Annotated in this window: 15 protein-coding genes and 1 tRNA gene; all 16 read right to left on the bottom strand. The window is 72.9% G+C overall.

Annotated features, from left to right (window positions below; all coding sequences use genetic code 11):
* Positions 1-18: 18 nt before the first annotated feature.
* A complete protein-coding gene (gene nrdE / locus LQU92_RS00295; protein ID WP_230659638.1) occupies positions 19-2,196 on the bottom strand; it encodes a class 1b ribonucleoside-diphosphate reductase subunit alpha in 2,178 nt (725 codons plus the stop codon).
* Entirely contained in the window at positions 2,175-2,660 is a 486-nt protein-coding gene (nrdI, locus tag LQU92_RS00290; protein ID WP_101852189.1) for a class Ib ribonucleoside-diphosphate reductase assembly flavoprotein NrdI, read from the bottom strand. The genes nrdE and nrdI overlap by 22 nt, the downstream gene beginning before the upstream one ends.
* Positions 2,661-2,750: 90 nt before the next feature.
* Positions 2,751-2,987 (bottom strand): glutaredoxin-like protein NrdH, encoded by a 237-nt coding sequence (gene nrdH / locus LQU92_RS00285; protein ID WP_058858993.1) that lies wholly within the window; start codon positions 2,985-2,987, stop codon positions 2,751-2,753.
* Between the two features lie 346 nt (positions 2,988-3,333).
* Positions 3,334-4,854 carry an aldehyde dehydrogenase family protein gene (locus LQU92_RS00280; RefSeq protein ID WP_230659635.1) on the bottom strand — a complete coding sequence of 507 codons (1,521 nt, stop codon included), beginning with the start codon at positions 4,852-4,854 and terminating at the stop codon, positions 3,334-3,336.
* A 296-nt stretch (positions 4,855-5,150) separates the two neighbouring features.
* Positions 5,151-6,221 (bottom strand): App1 family protein, encoded by a 1,071-nt coding sequence (locus LQU92_RS00275; protein WP_230659632.1) that lies wholly within the window; start codon positions 6,219-6,221, stop codon positions 5,151-5,153.
* 140 nt (positions 6,222-6,361) lie between these two features.
* The gene (fdhA, locus tag LQU92_RS00270) at positions 6,362-7,582 is read right to left on the bottom strand and encodes a formaldehyde dehydrogenase, glutathione-independent (protein WP_101852186.1); all 1,221 of its coding nucleotides are present in this window, start codon (positions 7,580-7,582) and stop codon (positions 6,362-6,364) included.
* Between the two features lie 525 nt (positions 7,583-8,107).
* A tRNA-Ala gene (locus tag LQU92_RS00265) sits at positions 8,108-8,183 on the bottom strand.
* Positions 8,184-8,267: 84 nt separating this feature from the next.
* Complete coding sequence (rsfS, locus tag LQU92_RS00260; protein ID WP_230659629.1) at positions 8,268-8,729, bottom strand: ribosome silencing factor; 462 nt, start codon at positions 8,727-8,729, stop codon at positions 8,268-8,270.
* A 95-nt stretch (positions 8,730-8,824) separates the two neighbouring features.
* The gene (locus tag LQU92_RS00255; protein WP_230660679.1) at positions 8,825-9,856 is read right to left on the bottom strand and encodes a hypothetical protein; all 1,032 of its coding nucleotides are present in this window, start codon (positions 9,854-9,856) and stop codon (positions 8,825-8,827) included.
* Positions 9,857-10,164: 308 nt separating this feature from the next.
* Positions 10,165-10,806, bottom strand: a complete 642-nt coding sequence (nadD, locus tag LQU92_RS00250; protein ID WP_230660631.1) for a nicotinate-nucleotide adenylyltransferase — start codon at positions 10,804-10,806, stop codon at positions 10,165-10,167.
* A 118-nt stretch (positions 10,807-10,924) separates the two neighbouring features.
* A complete protein-coding gene (locus LQU92_RS00245) occupies positions 10,925-11,176 on the bottom strand; it encodes a hypothetical protein (RefSeq protein ID WP_230659626.1) in 252 nt (83 codons plus the stop codon).
* A gap of 122 nt (positions 11,177-11,298) precedes the next feature.
* Positions 11,299-12,660 (bottom strand): glutamate-5-semialdehyde dehydrogenase, encoded by a 1,362-nt coding sequence (locus LQU92_RS00240; RefSeq protein WP_255666929.1) that lies wholly within the window; start codon positions 12,658-12,660, stop codon positions 11,299-11,301.
* The gene (proB, locus tag LQU92_RS00235; protein WP_083529428.1) at positions 12,657-13,916 is read right to left on the bottom strand and encodes a glutamate 5-kinase; all 1,260 of its coding nucleotides are present in this window, start codon (positions 13,914-13,916) and stop codon (positions 12,657-12,659) included. Before proB ends, LQU92_RS00240 begins: the two co-directional genes overlap by 4 nt.
* A gap of 287 nt (positions 13,917-14,203) precedes the next feature.
* Positions 14,204-15,775 (bottom strand): GTPase ObgE, encoded by a 1,572-nt coding sequence (gene obgE, locus LQU92_RS00230; protein ID WP_230659623.1) that lies wholly within the window; start codon positions 15,773-15,775, stop codon positions 14,204-14,206.
* A 144-nt stretch (positions 15,776-15,919) separates the two neighbouring features.
* A complete protein-coding gene (gene rpmA, locus LQU92_RS00225) occupies positions 15,920-16,177 on the bottom strand; it encodes a 50S ribosomal protein L27 (protein WP_058859033.1) in 258 nt (85 codons plus the stop codon).
* A 61-nt stretch (positions 16,178-16,238) separates the two neighbouring features.
* On the bottom strand, positions 16,239-16,550 hold the full coding sequence (gene rplU, locus LQU92_RS00220; protein WP_058859034.1) for a 50S ribosomal protein L21: 312 nt from the start codon (positions 16,548-16,550) through the stop codon (positions 16,239-16,241).
* Positions 16,551-16,641 lie beyond the last annotated feature (91 nt).

Genomic DNA, 16,641 nt, shown 5'->3' with positions numbered 1-16,641 from the left:
GGTGGTGCCGGGGACCGGTCAGAGCATGCAGGACACGCAGCCCTCGACCTCGGTGCCCTCCAGCGCCAGCTGGCGGATCCGGGAGTAGTACATCGTCTTGATGCCCTTGCGCCAGGCGTAGATCTGCGCCTTGTTGATCTCGCGGGTCGTGGCGGTGTCCTTGAAGAACAGTGTCAGGGACAGGCCCTGGTCCACGTGCTGGGTGGCCGCCGCGTAGGTGTCGATGATCTTCTCGTAGCCGATCTCGTACGCGTCCTGGAAGTACTCCAGGTTCTCGTTGTCCATGAAGGGCGCCGGGTAGTACACGCGCCCGAGCTTGCCCTCCTTGCGGATCTCGATCTTCGAGGCGATCGGGTGGATCGAGGAGGTGGAGTTGTTGATGTAGGAGATCGAACCGGTCGGCGGCACGGCCTGCAGGTTCTGGTTGTACATCCCGTGCGCCATGACCGAGGCCTTCAGCCGCTCCCAGTCCTCACGGGTGGGGATGTGCACGCCGGCCTCCGCGAACAGCTGCCGGACCCGCTCCGTGGCCGGGGCCCACTCCTGCCGGGTGTACTTCTCGAAGTACTCCCCCGACGCGTACTTCGAGCGCTCGAAGCCGTCGAAGGTCTCCTTGCGCTCCTTGGCGATCTCGTTCGAGGCCCGCACGGCGTGGTAGGTGACCGTGTAGAAGTAGATGTTCGTGAAGTCCACCCCCTCCTCGGAGCCGTAGTGGATGTGCTCCTTGGCGAGGTAGCCGTGCAGGTTCATCTGCCCCAGGCCCACGGCGTGGGACATCCGGTTGCCGCGCTGGATCGAGGGCACCGAGGTGATGTCGGACATGTCCGAGACCGCGGTCAGGCCGCGGATGGCCGTCTCGATGGAGCTCCCGAAGTCCGGGGACTGCATGGTCAGGGCGATGTTGAGCGAGCCCAGGTTGCAGGAGATGTCCTTGCCCACCTCCGCGTAGCCGAGGTCCTCGTCGTAGGCGGAGGGCTGGGAGACCTGGAGGATCTCGGAGCACAGGTTGGACATGATGATCTTGCCGTCGATCGGGTTGGCCCGGTTCACGGTGTCCTCGAACATCACGTACGGGTACCCGGACTCGAACTGCACCTCGGCGATGGTCTGGAAGAACTCGCGGGCGTTGATCTTCTTCTTGGTGATCCGCGCGTCGGCGACCATCTCGTAGTACTTCTCCGTGACGTTCACGTCGGAGAAGGGGATGCCGTAGACGCGCTCGACGTCGTACGGGGAGAACAGGTACATGTCCTGGTTCTTCTTGGCCAGCTCGAACGTGATGTCCGGGATGACCACGCCCAGCGAGAGGGTCTTGATGCGGATCTTCTCGTCCGCGTTCTCGCGCTTGGTGTCCAGGAAGCTGTAGATGTCCGGGTGGTGGGCGTGCAGGTACACCGCCCCGGCCCCCTGGCGGGCGCCGAGCTGGTTGGCGTAGGAGAAGGAGTCCTCCAGCAGCTTCATGATGGGGATGACGCCCGAGGACTGGTTCTCGATCTTCTTGATCGGTGCACCCGCCTCGCGGATGTTCGTCAGCGCGAACGCCACGCCGCCGCCGCGCTTGGACAGCTGCAGCGCGGAGTTGATGGAGCGGCCGATGGACTCCATGTTGTCCTCGATGCGCAGCAGGAAGCAGGAGACGAGCTCGCCGCGCTGCTTCTTGCCCGCGTTGAGGAACGTCGGGGTCGCCGGCTGGAACCGCCCGGAGATGATCTCGTCGACCAGGCGGGTCGCGAGGGTCTCGTCGCCGTCGGCCAGGTAGAGGGAGACCATGACCACGCGGTCCTCGAAGCGCTCCAGGTAGCGCTGGCCGTCGAAGGTCTTGAGCGTGTAGGAGGTGTAGAACTTGAACGCGCCCAGGAAGGTCTCGAAGCGGAACTTCTTCGCGTAGGCCCGCTTGGACAGCTCCTTGACGAAGTCCCGGCTGTACTTGTCCAGGACCTCGGCCTCGTAGTAGTGGTGCGAGACCAGGTAGTCGAGCTTCTCCTCCAGGTCGTGGAAGAAGACGGTGTTGTTGTTCACGTGCTGCAGGAAGTACTGCCGCGCGGCCTGCCGATCGGCGTCGAACTGGATCCTCCCGTCGGCGTCGTAGAGGTTCAGCAGCGCGTTGAGCTCGTGGTAGCCGAGGCCCCGGTACTTCTCCGGGACGCGCTCGTCCTCGTGGCCGGGCTCCACGCTCAGGCCCGGAGCTGCATGCATTGTCGCCAAAACTGTTCCATTCCTCGAGTGACGTTGCGGACGTCCTCCTCGGTCCCCATGAGCTCGAAGCGGTAGAGGACCGGGACGTCGCACTTGGCGGCGATCTTCTCCGCTGCCAGGCAGAAGTGATCGCCGAAGTTGGTGTTGCCGGCCCCGATCACGCCCAGCAGGTGGCGGCGGTTGACCTCACGGTTGAGGAACCGCACGACCTGCGGCGGGACGGCGCCGGAGCCGTTGGGCCGCCCGTAGGTGGGGGCGACCAGCACGTAGGGCTCGTCCACGACGGGCGGCTCGTCCCCGGTGTGCAGGGGCAGGCGCACGGCGCGGCAGCCGAGCTTCGTGACGAAGCGGTGGGTGTTCTCGGAGACCGAGGAGAAGTAGACGACCAGCGGGCCGTCCTGCTCCGGCGGACCGGGGTCCTGCCGGGCGGTCCCGGCCGGTGCGCCGGGGGTGGTGGTGCTCATTGCTTCCGCGCTCCCAGGGGGGTCGGTGGTCGGTGGTGCTGCTGTGCACCCGGACCGGGGCGCCGCGGGGAAGCGGGCGGCGCGCCGGCCTCAGGCCGACAGCAGCATCGCCAGGGAGGTGATCTTGTCCGGGCGGTAGCCCGACCAGTGCTCCTGGGGGGTCTCCACCACGGGGACCTGCTGGTAGCCCAGGGCGAGCACGTGGGCCAGGGCGGCCTCGTCCTCGGTGACGTCGACGACCGTGTACTCGATGCCCTTCTTGGTCAGGGCGCGGTAGGTGGCATTGCACTGGACGCAGGACGGCTTGCTGTACACGGTCACGGACATCGCGGTTTCCCCTTGGGTCGGACGGGCGTTCTTCGGGCGGAGGACCCTCGGTTCCCGGGCGCTGCGGCGGGGGAAGGGGTCTCTCCGGAGGACTGGCTTTCATACTACATCTAGTGTCAGGAAGGGGAAGTTGCCCCTAGATGCAGTGTTCGGGGTTCTCCACAGGCTCCCCCGAGATGTCCCCAGGAGGCCCCTGCGTCGTCCACAGGAGGCCCTCCCCGACTCGCGCGGGAATCCGCGGGGACCGCCCCGATATGCACAGCCTGTGCGTCCGGGGAGGGCCTCCGGCGGTGGAGGAAATTAAGTTTCGGCCACGGCGTGTCGACCTCCTCCGGGCGGGGGCGGCTCAGCCGCGGCGGGCGCGGCGGCGCCCGATCGCGGCCGCCGCGAGCCGGGCCCGCAGCCCCCGGTAGGGCGGGTAGACGACCCGCAGGGTGTCGGGGGCCTGCGGCTTGTCCAGGACCGCGCGGCGGTGGGAGAACGTCTCGAAGGAGTGCCTCCCGTGGTAGGCCCCCGTGCCCGAGGCCCCGACGCCGCCGAAGGGCAGCTCGGGGTGGGACAGGTGCAGCAGCGGGGCATTGTAGGACAGCCCGCCCGAGGACGTGCGGCGGGCGAAGAGCTCCTTCACCGCGGGGTCCTCGCTGAAGACGTAGAGGGCCAGCGGCTTCTCCCCCACCGTGATCAGCCCGACGGCCGCCTCCGCGGAGTCCACCGGCACCAACGGCAGCACCGGCCCGAAGATCTCCTCGGCCATGAACGGCCCGTCCGGGGCCGAGCGCACGACCGTGGGGGCCAGGTAGCGCTCCGCGGGCTCGGCCTGCCCTCCGCACACCACGTCCTCCGCCGGGACCTGCGCCAGCAGGCGGGTCAGCCGCTCGAGGTGGCGTTCGGTGACGATGCGCCCGTAGGAGCCGCTGCGGCGCGGGTCCTCCCCGTGGAACTGCCGGACGGCCCGCACGAGCTCCGGCTCGAGCGCCGCCAGGGTCTCGGGGGTGCCCAGGACGTGGTCGGGGGCCACGCACGTCTGGCCGGCGTTGAGGTACTTCCCCCACACGATCCGGCGGGCCGCGGTGCGCAGGTCGGTCGTGGCGTCCACCCACGCCGGGGACTTCCCGCCCAGCTCGAGGGTCACGGGGGTCAGGTGCCGGGCCGCGGCGGCCGCGACCACGCGTGCGACCCGTGCGTTGCCCGTGTAGAAGACGTGGTCGAAGCGGTGCTCGAGCAGCCGGGTGGTCTCGGGCACACCGCCCTCGACCACGCTCGTGCAGTCCCCCAGGTGCTGCTCGAGCAGGCGGGCGAGCACCCGGGAGACGGACGGGGTGACCTCGGAGGGCTTGACGACGACGGTGTTGCCGGCGGCCAGCGCCCCCGCCAGCGGCCCCAGGACCAGCTGGACCGGGTAGTTCCACGGCGCGATCACCAGCACGGTGCCGAGGGCCTGGCGCTCCGTCCGGGCCCGGGCCGGGGCCAGGCTCAGCGGGACCCGGGTGCGCTCGGGGGCGGTCCAGCGCGGCAGCCCCCGGCGCAGGCCGGCGACCTCCTCGAGGGTGAAGGCCAGCTCGGTGAGCCAGGCCTCCTGGCGCGGCTTGCCGAGGTCCGCGGCGAGCGCCTCCTCGAGCTCCTCGCGGTGCTCCCGCACGAGGGTCTCGAGACGGTCCAGGCGGTCCAGGCGCGCCTCGAGCCCGAGGTCGGGCACGAACGCCGCCCGGGCGCGGGCCACGGCGGCGTCGACCGCGGCGGCCTCCGCGGGCGCGAGTTCCTGGACCGCCCCGGGCGTCCGGGCGCCGGAGGGCGCGTCCTCCCCACCGGGGGGAGCCGGGGCGGAAGGTGCGGGCGGGGCGGCGGGTGCGGAGTGCGCGGCGGTCATGCCCCCAGGGTAGAGCGCCCCTCGGACGCCGGGGCGGCAGGGCGGTCGGGGTGGTCGGGGTGGTCGGGCCGGAGCCCTGCCGTCGGCCGGTCCCGGACGGAGCGAGAGCGGCTCCGGGTCGGGCGAAGGCGGCCGGCAGTGCCCGGACGGTGCGAGAGCGGCCACGGACGCGGCCGGGGCGGCGCGGGCCCGGACCGTGCCGGCCGCGGTCGGCGCACACCGCGCCCGCCTGTGACCGGACCGCACCCCGAGCCCGGGCCGCGCGTCGAGCCGCCCTGGCTCGGAGCAACCCCGTCTCAGAGCAGCCCGTGCTCCGCGAGCTGCCGGGACAGGGAGGCGCCGTCGTTGGCCTGGATCCACAGGACGCCCTCGGGGATGCGCACCCGCCGCTCCTCCGCGACGAGCGGGTGCCCCGCCAGGACCGCCTCCGTCGGCGAGAGGTTGCGGATGACGATGGCGGCGACGTGCTCCGGGTAGCGCTGGGCGAAGCCGCTGTAGATCTCGGGGTCGTGCTGGCCGTCGTCGCCGACGAGGATCCAGCGGACCTCGGGGAAGTTCGTCACCAGGCGCTCCAGGTTGTGCACCTTGTGGGCCGCCCCGGCCCGGAACCAGCGGTCGGTCGTGGGGCCCCAGTCGGTGAGCAGCAGCGCGCCCGAGGGGTAGGCGTTGCGGGAGAGGAAGCGGCGCAGGGTCGGGGCCACGTTCCACGCCCCCGTGGACAGGTAGAGGAACGGGGCCCCGCGGTGGCGGCGCAGCAGCCGCTCCATGAGCACGGGCATCCCCGGCGTCGCGCTGCGGGCGTGCTCGTTGAGGACGAAGGAGTTCCACGCGGCCAGCAGCGGCCGGGGCAGGGCGGTGACCATGACGGTGTCGTCGATGTCGGAGACGATCCCGATCCGCTGGTCGTCGGCCACCACGAACACCCGGGCCTCGACCACCTCCGAGCCCTCGGTCTGCATCCACACGGTGTGCTCCCCGGGGGCGAGGCCGACCTGCAGGTCGACGTCGACGACCCCGCCCTTGTCCGCGACGAGGTGGAACTCGTAGTCGTCGATCCAGACGTTGACGTGGGCGAAGGCGATGGGCACCGCGGTGAAGGAGCGCCAGCCGCGGATCGACTCGGCGCTCTCGTCCGTGGACTCGATCAGCCCGCGGGACTTCAGCAGCGCCCGGCCCAGGACCCGCACGTGGTGCTCCGAGCCGTAGCCCTCGAAGGCCACCATCACCGGGATGTCCCCGCGGGCCTCGGCCCGGCGCTGCCGGAAGCGGTGGAACCGCTGCTCGAGCCGGTAGCCGACGTTGATGGCCTCCTCGGTCACCTGGTCGACGGTCTGCTTGAGCTCCGAGCTGTCGGTCGTCGTGGCCATGCCGCCAGTCTTCCACAGGGCCCGCCCGTGCCGTGCGCGGGCGCACGGCACGGCCCCGGCCGGCGCGCCCCTCCGGGGAGGAGGTCTCCCGTGGCGGGAGGTCCTCGGGACGGGGTGCGCCGGCCGGGGCCGCGGGCCGGTCAGGCGGTGGCCAGGTAGCCGTTCGGGTCCAGGACGTACTTGGTGGCGGCGCCCTGGTCGAACTCGGCGTAGCCCTGCGGGGCCTGGTCCAGGGAGATGGCCTTGGCGTTGACGGCCTTCGCGATCTGGATCCGGTCGTGCAGGATCGCCATCATCAGCTGGCGGTTGTACTTCATCACGGGGCACTGGCCCGTGGTGAAGGACAGGGACTTGGCCCAGCCGGTGCCGAGGCTGATGGACAGCGAGCCCTTCTTGGCCGCCTCGTCGACCGCCCCCGGGTCGCCGGTGACGTAGAGACCGGGGATGCCGAGGGCACCGCCGGCCGCCGTGAGGTCCATCAGGGAGTTCAGCACGGTGGCCGGGGCCTCGTGCGAGGCGTCCTTGCCGTGTCCGCGGGCCTCGAAGCCGACGGCGTCCACGCCGCAGTCGACCTCCGGCACGCCCAGGAGCTGCTCGATCTGGTCGCGCGGGTCGCCCTTCGAGACGTCCACCGTCTCGCAGCCGAAGCTGCGGGCCTGGGCGAGGCGGTCCTCGTTGAGGTCGCCCACGATCACCACGGCCGCGCCGAGCAGCTGCGCCGAGGCCGCCGCCGCCAGGCCCACGGGCCCGGCCCCGGCGACGTAGACGGTCGAGCCGACGCCGACGCCCGCCGTGTAGGCCCCGTGGAAGCCGGTGGGCAGGATGTCCGAGAGCATGGTGAGGTCCATGATCTTCTCGAGCGCCTGGTCCCGGTCCGGGAACTTCAGCAGGTTCCAGTCCGCGTAGGGCACGAGGACGTACTCGGCCTGCCCGCCGACCCATCCGCCCATGTCGACGTAGCCGTAGGCCGAGCCGGGGCGGTCGGGGTTGACGTTGAGGCAGATGCCCGTCTTGCGCTCCTTGCAGTTGCGGCAGCGCCCGCAGGAGATGTTGAAGGGCACGGAGACGATGTCCCCGACCTTGATGAACTCCACGTCGGGGCCGCACTCCACGACCTCGCCCGTGATCTCGTGGCCCAGGACGAGATCCGTGGGCGCCGTGGTGCGTCCGCGAACCATGTGCTGGTCCGAGCCGCAGATGTTGGTGCTGACCGTCTTCAGGATCACGCCGTGGGGCACCTTCCGGCCGACGTTGGCCGGGTTCACCCCCGGGCCGTCCTGGAGCTCGAACGTCGGGTAGTCCGTGTCGATGACCTCGACCTTGCCCGGTCCCTTGTAGGCGACCGCTCTGTTGCCTGCCATGCTGGCCTCTTCCGCTCGGACGGGCGCCGCCGCTGACGGCGCATCGGCGGCGGACGGTGACCAGATGTGGGACATGTCACGTTCCGCCGTGGTGCAGACGCTAACAGCGGTGCCGCCCCGGCGGAAGAGGCGGGTGCGAAGGGCCGGGAATGCGACACCGGGGCGGGGTGCACCGGCGCTGCGGCAGGACCGGGCGCGGCGGTGGCGGCGGCGAGGCGGTGGGCGCAGCGCGAGGACGGCAGCGGAGCGGCGGCATCCGTGCCGACGGCGCACCAGCGACGGGATTGCGGCGGGGACACGGGTGCACCGGTGGCGGGGCCGTGCCGGTGATGCGGGCGCGGGGGCGGAGACAGCGCGGCGGCATCCGTTCCGGCAGGGGTGGCCGCTCCCGGGTGCGGGATCGGTCCGGCGACGGGCACGAGCCCGGCACGCCGGGCCGGCGCGCAGGGGCGCCCGGCCCCCCGGCACGACGACGAGCGGCGGGCCCGTCCTTCGTTTCCGAAGGACGGGCCCGCCGCTCGTTCCTGGTGGAGCTGAGGGGACTCGAACCCCTGACCCTTTGCATGCCATGCAAATGCGCTACCAGCTGCGCCACAGCCCCAGGCCGTTGCCTTCCGGAACACTATCACAGGCTCGGGATCTCCTCCCTCGCCGCTCCCGTGCTCCCCGGGGCAACGCATTCATCTTAGGCAGGCGTTCCGGGTCCGTGCAAATCGGCCGGGCCGGTCGCCCCGCGGACCTCCGCACCCGCCCCGTCCGGGCCCGCGGCGGTTCCACCGCGGGACGCCGGCAGCCCGAGGTCGACGACGGGGCTGTCGCGCCACAGCCGCTCGAGCGCGTAGAAGGCCCGGTCCTCGTCGTGCTGGACGTGGATGACGACGTCCCCGTAGTCGAGCAGCACCCACCGTCCCTCGGAGCGGCCCTCGCGGCGCAGGGGCCGCAGGTCGAGCTGCTCGATGAGCTTCTCCTCGATCTCGTCCACGACGGCGTTGACGAGCCGCTCGTTGGAGGCCGAGGCCACGAGGAAGGCGTCGGTGATCCCGAGCGCGTCGCTGACGTCGAGGGCCACGATGTCGTGGGCCTGCTTCGCGTCCGCCGCCGAGGCGGCGACGCGCAGGATGGACAGGGACAGGTCGTTGACAGTCAAAGGGGTTCCTTTCCCGGCGGACCGGAGGTGCGGACCCGCGGCGCGGGTCGGTGGGGAGGGTGTGCGGCACGGACGGACCGCGCGGACGGGCGGTGTCAGAGCACGAAGAGCACGAGGACGACGACGAGGGCCGCGACGAGCGCCAGCAGCAGTGCCACGAGCAGGCCCGTGCCGCCGCGGCGGCGGTACTCCCGGACCTCGAGCAGCTCGAGGCCGCCCGCGGTCGAGGCGGGCACCGGTGCCGCGGGCGGCTCCGGCTCCTCCTCGGGCCCGCCGAGCGGACCCGGTCCGGGGGACGCCCCGGGACCGGCTCCCGCGGGGCCGGCGAGCGGCTGGGAGCCGGGGCCCGGACCGGGGAACTCCTCCGGGCCGGCGGGCTCCTCCGGGCCGGATGCGGGACCGTGCGTCCCGGGCGCGGCGGGACCCCCCGCCGTCGGTGCGGCGACGGGTCCTCCGTCCGTCCCGGCGTCCGCCGGGCGGGTCGGCGCGGGCCGGTCCCCCGCTGCCGGGGTTCCGGCGGCGGGGACGTCCTCGGCGGGTCCGGCCGGCAGGATCTCCACGTGCGTCAGCGCGGCGAGCTCCTCGGGGGCGAGCCGGGAGGTGAACAGCCCGGGGTCCACGCGCACGGGGTCGTGGGCCCCGGGATCGTCCGAGCCGCCCGGGGCGCCGGGGAAGACCACGGTGATCCGGTCCCGCTCCTCCCCCGGTTCCTCCGCCGTCGGGGCCGTCGGGCCGATGGGCGGGACCTCCGGCCCGTCGACGCCCTCGAGCAGCGGGCCGCGGCCCGCTCCGGCGGCCACGGTCACGTGCCCGGCCGCGTCGACGCCCTCGAGCGCAGGTCCGGTCCCGCCCGCACCGCGCTGGGCGGGACTCTCGCCGGTGCCGCGGTCGTCCGGGTCCGGGGCGGGGGTGTTCGCCGCGGCCGCCGCAGCGGCGAGGGCCGCGAAGCGCTGCTGCTTCTCCAGCATGCGGCGCTGCTCGGGGTCCGCGCCGTGCTCGTCGAGCTCGCGGGCACGCTCGGCCAGCTCGCGCTGGAGGCGTGCGAGCCGGCGCGGGCCCAGGGGCTTGGCCGGGCGCACCGGCACGGCGTCGTCGCCCAGGTCGATGACGGGGGCCGGACCGGCCACGGGGGTGGTGTCCTCCGGTGCCGGGGCGGCGGGCACGTCGCGCGCGGCGGTCGTCGTCCCGGGCGCGACGTCCGGCTCCGGCGCCGCCGGCGATCCGGCGCCGGGCGCGTCCGGGGCGGGGGCCGCAGGGACGCCGGGGTCCTCGGCGGGCACCGCCGCGGCGGTGCCGCCGGGCCCGGCCCCCGGTGATGCGGGGACCGTGCCTCCCGGCGCGGGGACGGGAATGTCCCCGGCCGTGCCGGGCTCCGGTGGGCCGGCGGCGTCCGGGCCGCGGCGGGCGTCGTCGTCGGACCCTCCCCGTGCGGGCCTCACGCCGTGCTCCCGCGGGCCGGGAGGGGTGCGCCCACCGGGCGCGCCCCGGAGCCGTCCGTGCTCGCGGAGCCGTCCTCGTCGTCGAGGTAGAGCCCGTACTTGCCGATGTACTGCACCACGCCGTCGGGCACGAGGTACCAGACGGGCTGGTGGCGGGCGACGCGGGTGCGGCAGTCGGTCGAGGAGATCGCCATCGCCGGGACCTCGAGCAGCGTCACCCCGCTCGAGCCCACCGGTGCCGCCAGCTCGTGGCCGGGGCGGGTGACCCCCACGAAGTGGGCGAGCTCCCACAGCTCCTCGGCGCCCTTCCACGTGATGATCTCCGCCATCGCGTCCGCGCCCGTGATGAAGAACAGGTCCGCCTCCGGCCGCAGCCGGCGCAGGTCCCGCAGGGTGTCGATCGTGAAGGTCGGGCCCTCGCGCTCGATGTCCACGCGGCTGACGGTGAAGCGGGGGTTCGACGCGGTCGCGATGACCGTCATGAGGTAGCGGTGCTCCGCGGGGCTGACCCGTTTGTGGGACTTCTGCCACGGGTGCCCGGTGGGGACGAAGACGACCTCGTCGAGGTCGAACTCCCCCGCGACCTCGGAGGCCGCCACCAGGTGACCGTGGTGGATGGGGTCGAAGGTCCCGCCCATCACCCCCAGCCGGGTCCGGCCGGGGGTGCGGGGCGGGATCGAGGTCCCCGTCGCGGGCAGCTCGCGGCTGGGTGCGGCGTCCTGGGAGGCGGTCGTCACGGGGCGGGCGTCTCCGGGCTCAGGCGTGGCGCTTGGCGTGGTACTCGTCGAGCATGGCCTGCTCCTCGGCGGGCAGCGCCGCGGGGTCCGCGTGCCGGCCGGCCTCGGGGCTCAGGGACCGGTTGCTGTAGGAGAGGGTCACCACGAACAGCGTCAGGAGGATCGCGAAGGTGCCGAGCCCCCAGACCTCCGGGGGGATGCCGGCCTCGGCGGCTCCGTGGCCGGCCTCCTCGGTGGCGGCCAGGACGGTGGTGGCGATCTGCTGCAGCATGGGTTTCCCTTCTGGTGCCGCCGGGACGGCAGGTGGTCGGTGGGCGGTCCGCACCCCGCGCGGTCGGCGGGCCCGGACGGTTCACATCGTACTGAATCCGCCGCGGGCCCGCCCCGACCGGGTCAGGGGCGGACGTGCCCGTCGCCCTGGACGATCCACTTGGTGGTCGTCAGCTCCTCGAGGCCCATCGGGCCGCGGGCGTGCATCTTCTGCGTGGAGATCCCGACCTCCGCGCCCAGGCCGAGCTGCTGGCCGTCGGTGAAGCGGGTCGAGGCGTTGACCATGACCGCCGCGGCGTCGATCTCGGCCACGAAGCGCTCGGCGTGGGCGAGGTCGTTGGTCACGATCGCCTCGGTGTGCCGGGTGGACCACCGGTCGATGTGGGCGAGGGCCTCGTCGAGGTCGTCGACGACCTTCACGGCGAGGTCCATGGACAGGTACTCCGTGCCCCAGTCCTCCTCCGTGGCGCGCACGTGGCGGTCGCTGCCCGGGGGAAGCAGCTGCTCGGCGCGCTCGTCGACGTGCAGGGTGACCCCGGCGCGGTCCAGGGCGGAGAGCACGGCCGCGCCGTGCTCGAAGCCGCTGTGCAGCAGCAGGGTCTCGGTCGTGTTGCAGGTGCTGGTGCGGTGCGTCTTGGCGTTGACGACGACGTCCACGGCCATCTGCTTCGGGGCGGTGGCGTCGACGAACAGGTGCACGTTGCCCTCGCCCGTCTCGATCACGGGGACCTTGGCGTTCTGGACGACGGACTGGATCAGCCCGTGCCCGCCGCGCGGGATGAGGACGTCCACCTTGCCGCGGGCGCCCATGAGGGCGTTGGCGCCCTCCCGGCCGTACTCGTCGACGCTCTGCACGAGGTCCACGGGCAGCTTCACGTCGGCGAGGGCGTCGCGGATGATGCCCACGAGCGCGCGGTTGCTCTCCTCGGCGGCCGAGCCGCCGCGCAGGAGCACCGCGTTGCCGGACTTCAGGGCGATCCCGGCGATGTCGACGGTCACGTTCGGGCGGGCCTCGTAGATGGCCCCGACCACGCCCAGGGGCACCCGCACCTGGCGCATGCGCAGCCCGTTGGGCAGGGTGCGCCCGCGCACGACCCCGCCCACGGGGTCGGGCAGCGCGGCGAGCTCGCGCAGGCTGTCGGCGAGGGCGCTCACCCGGCCGGCGTCGAGCTTGAGGCGGTCGAGCAGGGCCTCGGAGACGCCGTTGACGCGGCCGCGCTCGAGGTCCTTGGCGTTGGCGGCCAGCACGATCTCCTGCTTGCGCTCGATCCGGTCCGCCATGGCGTGCAGGGCACGGTCCTTCCAGGCCCGCGTGGCGCGGGCGAGGACCTTGGCGGAGGTCCGGGAGTCGTCGGCCATGGCCGAGACCCCGGCGACGGGATCCTCCCCGAAGGTCGCAATGACCCCGGTGTCCGAGACGATCGCCTTGCCGCTGCGCTCGTCCCGCTCGTTGGTGGCTTCGGTCTGCTGTGCGGCTGAAGTCATTTCTTCAGCTTAGTCCGTGCGCCGCGCGGGCGCAGGACCACGAGGTTGTTCACGTGGACGAGCTCGCGGCTGTAGTCCTCGCCCAGCTCCTCGGCCAGCACGGAGGTCTTCTTCCCGAGCATGGGCGGGATCTCCTCGGAGGAGTAGTTGCACAGCCCGTGGGCGATGTCCCGGCCCTTCTGGTCGCGCATCACCACGGGGTCGCCCGCCTCGAAACTGCCGGTGACGTCGGTGACGCCGGCGGCCAGCAGGGAGTTGCGGTGGCGGATGGCCTTCACGGCGCCGTCGTCGAGGGTCAGGGAGCCCTGGATGTCGGCGAGGTGGGCCAGCCACAGCAGCCGGACGTTGCGCCGCCCGCCGGTGGTGGCGAACCACGTGCCGACGTCCTCCCCGGCCAGGGCGGCGTCGATCTTCTGCGCGGAGGTCACCAGGGCGGGGATGCCGGAGGCCGCGGCGATGCGGGCGGCCTGCACCTTGGTGACCATGCCGCCGGAGCCCACCCCGGCCCGGCCCACGGAGCCGATCTGCACGCCCTCGAGGTCCTTGAGCGGGTCCTCGACCACGGGGATCCGCTCGCCGCCCTTGCGGGGGTCCTTCGTGTAGAGGGCGTCGACGTCGGAGAGCAGCAGCAGGACGTCGGCCTTGATGAGGTGCGCGATCAGCGCCGCGATGCGGTCGTTGTCGCCGAACTTGATCTCGGCGCTGGAGACCGCGTCGTTCTCGTTGACGATGGGCAGCACCCCGAAGTCGAGCAGCTGCTCGATCTGGCGGTGGGTGTTCTGGTAGTGCGTGCGGCGCATCAGGTCCTCGGCGGTGACCAGCACCTGCCCCACGGTCACGCCGTAGCGGGCGAAGGACTCGATGTAGCGGCCCATCAGCAGGCCCTGGCCCACGGCGGCCGCCGCCTGCTTGCCCGCCAGGTTCTTCGGCCGCCGGGACAGGCCCAGGGGCGCCAGTCCCGCGGTGATCGCGCCGGAGGAGACGAAGACCAGCTCGATCCCCCGCGACTTCGCCCCGCCGAGGGCGTCGACGATCGTGCGGACCGCCTGCTCGTCGATGGAGCTCTCGATCGAGGTCAGCGACGACGAGCCGACCTTCACGACGACCCGATGGGCCCGTGGGATGTCCTCCCGGCGGTGCACGGGGCTGCGGCGGTTCTTCCCCCGGTTCTCGGCGCTGAGCTGGATCGCGGACTTCTCCGCGACCTCCTCCAGCTGCTCGACGTCGATCGCGTGCTCCTGCGTGTTCTCGCTCATCCTCTGGGTCGTCCTTCGGTCTCGGGGCGCCGTTCGGTGCTCGGGCTGGTCGGTGGATCGGGTGGGTGCGGGCGGAGTGCGTGCGGTGGGCCGTGCCGCTGATCCGGAAGTGTACGGGGCGCGGGCCCGCCGCGCGGCCCGGCGCGACGGGCGCCCGGGCCTGCCGCCGCGGACGGCGGCGTCGTGGGGGTCGAACGGTGGGTCGGGAAGCGGGCCGGTGGGCGGCGGGGTCCACCCGCGGCGCCGCACCGTACGACGGGCCGTCCGGCGGGACGGCCCGGGCCGGGTCAGGCGCCGGGCTCCTCGTCCGGGGCCTGCGGGGCGGTGCCGCGGCGGGCCTGCACGGACTCCGTCCAGACCCCGGCGAGGCGCTCCTCCTCGAGCTCGGCGCGCGCGGCCGCCTTGGCGTCCTTGCGCTCCTGGTGCTCGCGGCGCTTCTGCTCGCGGGTGGGCCGGTCGAACTCGGCCAGGCGCAGGTCGGTGCCGCGGGGCCCGCCGAGCAGCTCCGCGCCGCCGACCATGGTGGGCTCCCAGTCGAAGACCACGCCGTTGTCCTCGGGGCCGATCAGCACGGCGTCGCCCGGGCGGGCGCCCTGGCGGAACAGCTCGTCCTCGACGCCGAGCTTGGCCAGCCGGTCGGCGAGGTAGCCCACGGCCTCCTCGTTGTTGAAGTCGGTCTGCTGGATCCAGCGCTCGGGCTTGTCCCCGCGCACGTGCCACAGCGGCTCGAGGTTGCGCTCCTCGCGGGTGATGGTGAAGCCGGGCCCGCGCACCCCCTTGGGCCGCAGGACCACGCGGGGGGCCTCCTGTGCGGCCGGCCGGGCGGCGCGCGCCTCGGCCACGACCTCGGCCATGGCGAAGGTCAGCGCGCGCAGACCCTCGTGGGAGGCGGTGGAGATCTCGAAGACCCGGTAGCCGCGGGACTCGAGCTCGGGGCGGACGAACTCGGCCAGCTCGCGGGCCTCGGGCACGTCCACCTTGTTCAGCGCCACGAGCCGCGGGCGTTCGGTGAGCGGGACGGCTCCCCCGCCGTCGAGGGCGTCGTCCACGGTGTAGGCGGCCAGCTCCGCCTCGATCGTGTCGAGGTCGGTGACCGGGTCGCGGCCGGGCTCGAGGGTCGCGCAGTCGAGCACGTGCACGAGGGCCGCGCAGCGCTCGACGTGGCGGAGGAACTCCAGCCCGAGGCCCCTCCCCTCCGAGGCACCGGGGATCAGCCCGGGGACGTCGGCGACCGTGTAGCGCACGTCCCCGGCCTGGACGACGCCGAGGTTGGGCACGAGGGTGGTGAAGGGGTAGTCGGCGATCTTGGGGCGGGCGGCGCTGACCGCCGCCACGAGGCTGGACTTGCCCGCGGAGGGATAGCCGACGAGGGCGACGTCCGCGATGGACTTCAGCTCGAGCACGATGTCCCGGGAGGACCCGGGGATGCCCAGGAGGGCGAAGCCGGGGGCCTTGCGCTTGACGGAGGCCAGCGCGGCGTTGCCGAGCCCGCCCTGCCCGCCGGCCGCGGCCACGAACTCGGCGCCCTCGCCGACCAGGTCGGCCAGGACGTTGCCCTCGGCGTCCTTCACGACCGTGCCGTCGGGCACCGAGAGCACGAGGTCCTCGCCGCGGTGGCCGTGGCGCAGGTCGCCCTTGCCGGGGCCGCCGTTCTGCGCGGCGCGGTGCGGGGCGTGGTGGTAGTTGAGCAGGGTGGTCGTCTGCCCGTCGACGCGCAGCACCACGTCCCCGCCGTCGCCCCCGTTGCCCCCGTCGGGGCCGCCGAGCGGCTTGAACTTCTCGCGGCGCACGGACACGCAGCCGTGCCCGCCGTTGCCGCCGGAGACGTGCAGGACGACGCGGTCGACGAAACTGGCCACGGGAACTCCTCGGTGTCGTGGGCCCGCGGGAGGGGCCGCTTAAGACTGTAGAGGGCGGGCGCTGGAAGCACCCACCCTCTACGGCATCAGGCATGGGTGGTGCGGGCGGTGCCCGCACCGGGGCCGGCGGGGCCGGCCCGGGGACTACTCGGCGGCAGCCTGGATGTTGACGACCTTCCGGCCCCGGCGGGTGCCGAACTCGACCTGGCCGGCGGCCAGGGCGAACAGGGTGTCGTCCCCGCCGCGGCCGACGTTCTGGCCGGGGTGGAAGTGGGTGCCGCGCTGGCGGACGAGGATCTCGCCGGCGTTGACGGTCTGGCCGCCGAAGCGCTTCACGCCGAGGTACTGCGCGTTGGAGTCGCGGCCGTTGCGGGTGGAGCTCGCGCCCTTCTTGTGTGCCATGGGGTGTGCCTACCTTCGTGTCAGGACTGGCGTCTGCTGTCGGATGAGGGGACCGGGACGGTCAGGCGTCGATGCCGGTCACCTTGACGGTGGTCAGTTCGGCGCGGAAGCCCTGGCGCTTCTTGTAGCCGGTCTTGTTCTTGAACTTCTGGATGGAGATCTTGGGACCGCGCAGGTCCTCGACGATCTCGGCCGTGACCTTGACGTTGGCCAGGGTCCCGGCGTCGGAGGTCACCTTGTCCCCGTCGACCAGCAGCAGGGCAGGAAGCTGGATGGTGCTGCCTGCACCGCCGGCGACGCGGTCAAGGGTAACGAGGTCTCCGACGGAGACCTTTTCCTGGCGGCCGCCAGCGCGGACAATCGCGTACACCACTTGGGAACTCACTTCTCTCGACGTCTTTGATGGAACAGTTCGGGTCGAGCGCACACCTGACAGGACCAACGACGTTGAGACGAGCCGCCGG

This window comes from Kocuria sp. LUK, assembly GCF_021012935.1.
Classification (GTDB): domain Bacteria; phylum Actinomycetota; class Actinomycetes; order Actinomycetales; family Micrococcaceae; genus Kocuria; species Kocuria flava.
This window is presented reverse-complemented; position numbering and strand designations above follow the sequence as displayed.

What these genes read in the sequence shown, in the direction of transcription:
- nrdH (WP_058858993.1), bottom strand. Translation starts at nt 2,987, where the DNA reads ATGTCCGTGACCGTGTACAGCAAGCCGTCCTGCGTCCAGTGCAATGCC.
- LQU92_RS00280 (WP_230659635.1), bottom strand. Translation starts at nt 4,854, where the DNA reads ATGACCGCCGCGCACTCCGCACCCGCCGCCCCGCCCGCACCTTCCGCC.
- rpmA (WP_058859033.1), bottom strand. Translation starts at nt 16,177, where the DNA reads ATGGCACACAAGAAGGGCGCGAGCTCCACCCGCAACGGCCGCGACTCC.
- fdhA (WP_101852186.1), bottom strand. Translation starts at nt 7,582, where the DNA reads ATGGCAGGCAACAGAGCGGTCGCCTACAAGGGACCGGGCAAGGTCGAG.
- LQU92_RS00275 (WP_230659632.1), bottom strand. Translation starts at nt 6,221, where the DNA reads ATGGCCACGACGACCGACAGCTCGGAGCTCAAGCAGACCGTCGACCAG.
- nadD (WP_230660631.1), bottom strand. Translation starts at nt 10,806, where the DNA reads ATGGGCGGGACCTTCGACCCCATCCACCACGGTCACCTGGTGGCGGCC.
- nrdI (WP_101852189.1), bottom strand. Translation starts at nt 2,660, where the DNA reads ATGAGCACCACCACCCCCGGCGCACCGGCCGGGACCGCCCGGCAGGAC.
- LQU92_RS00240 (WP_255666929.1), bottom strand. Translation starts at nt 12,660, where the DNA reads ATGACTTCAGCCGCACAGCAGACCGAAGCCACCAACGAGCGGGACGAG.
- nrdE (WP_230659638.1), bottom strand. Translation starts at nt 2,196, where the DNA reads ATGCATGCAGCTCCGGGCCTGAGCGTGGAGCCCGGCCACGAGGACGAG.
- LQU92_RS00245 (WP_230659626.1), bottom strand. Translation starts at nt 11,176, where the DNA reads ATGCTGCAGCAGATCGCCACCACCGTCCTGGCCGCCACCGAGGAGGCC.
- proB (WP_083529428.1), bottom strand. Translation starts at nt 13,916, where the DNA reads ATGAGCGAGAACACGCAGGAGCACGCGATCGACGTCGAGCAGCTGGAG.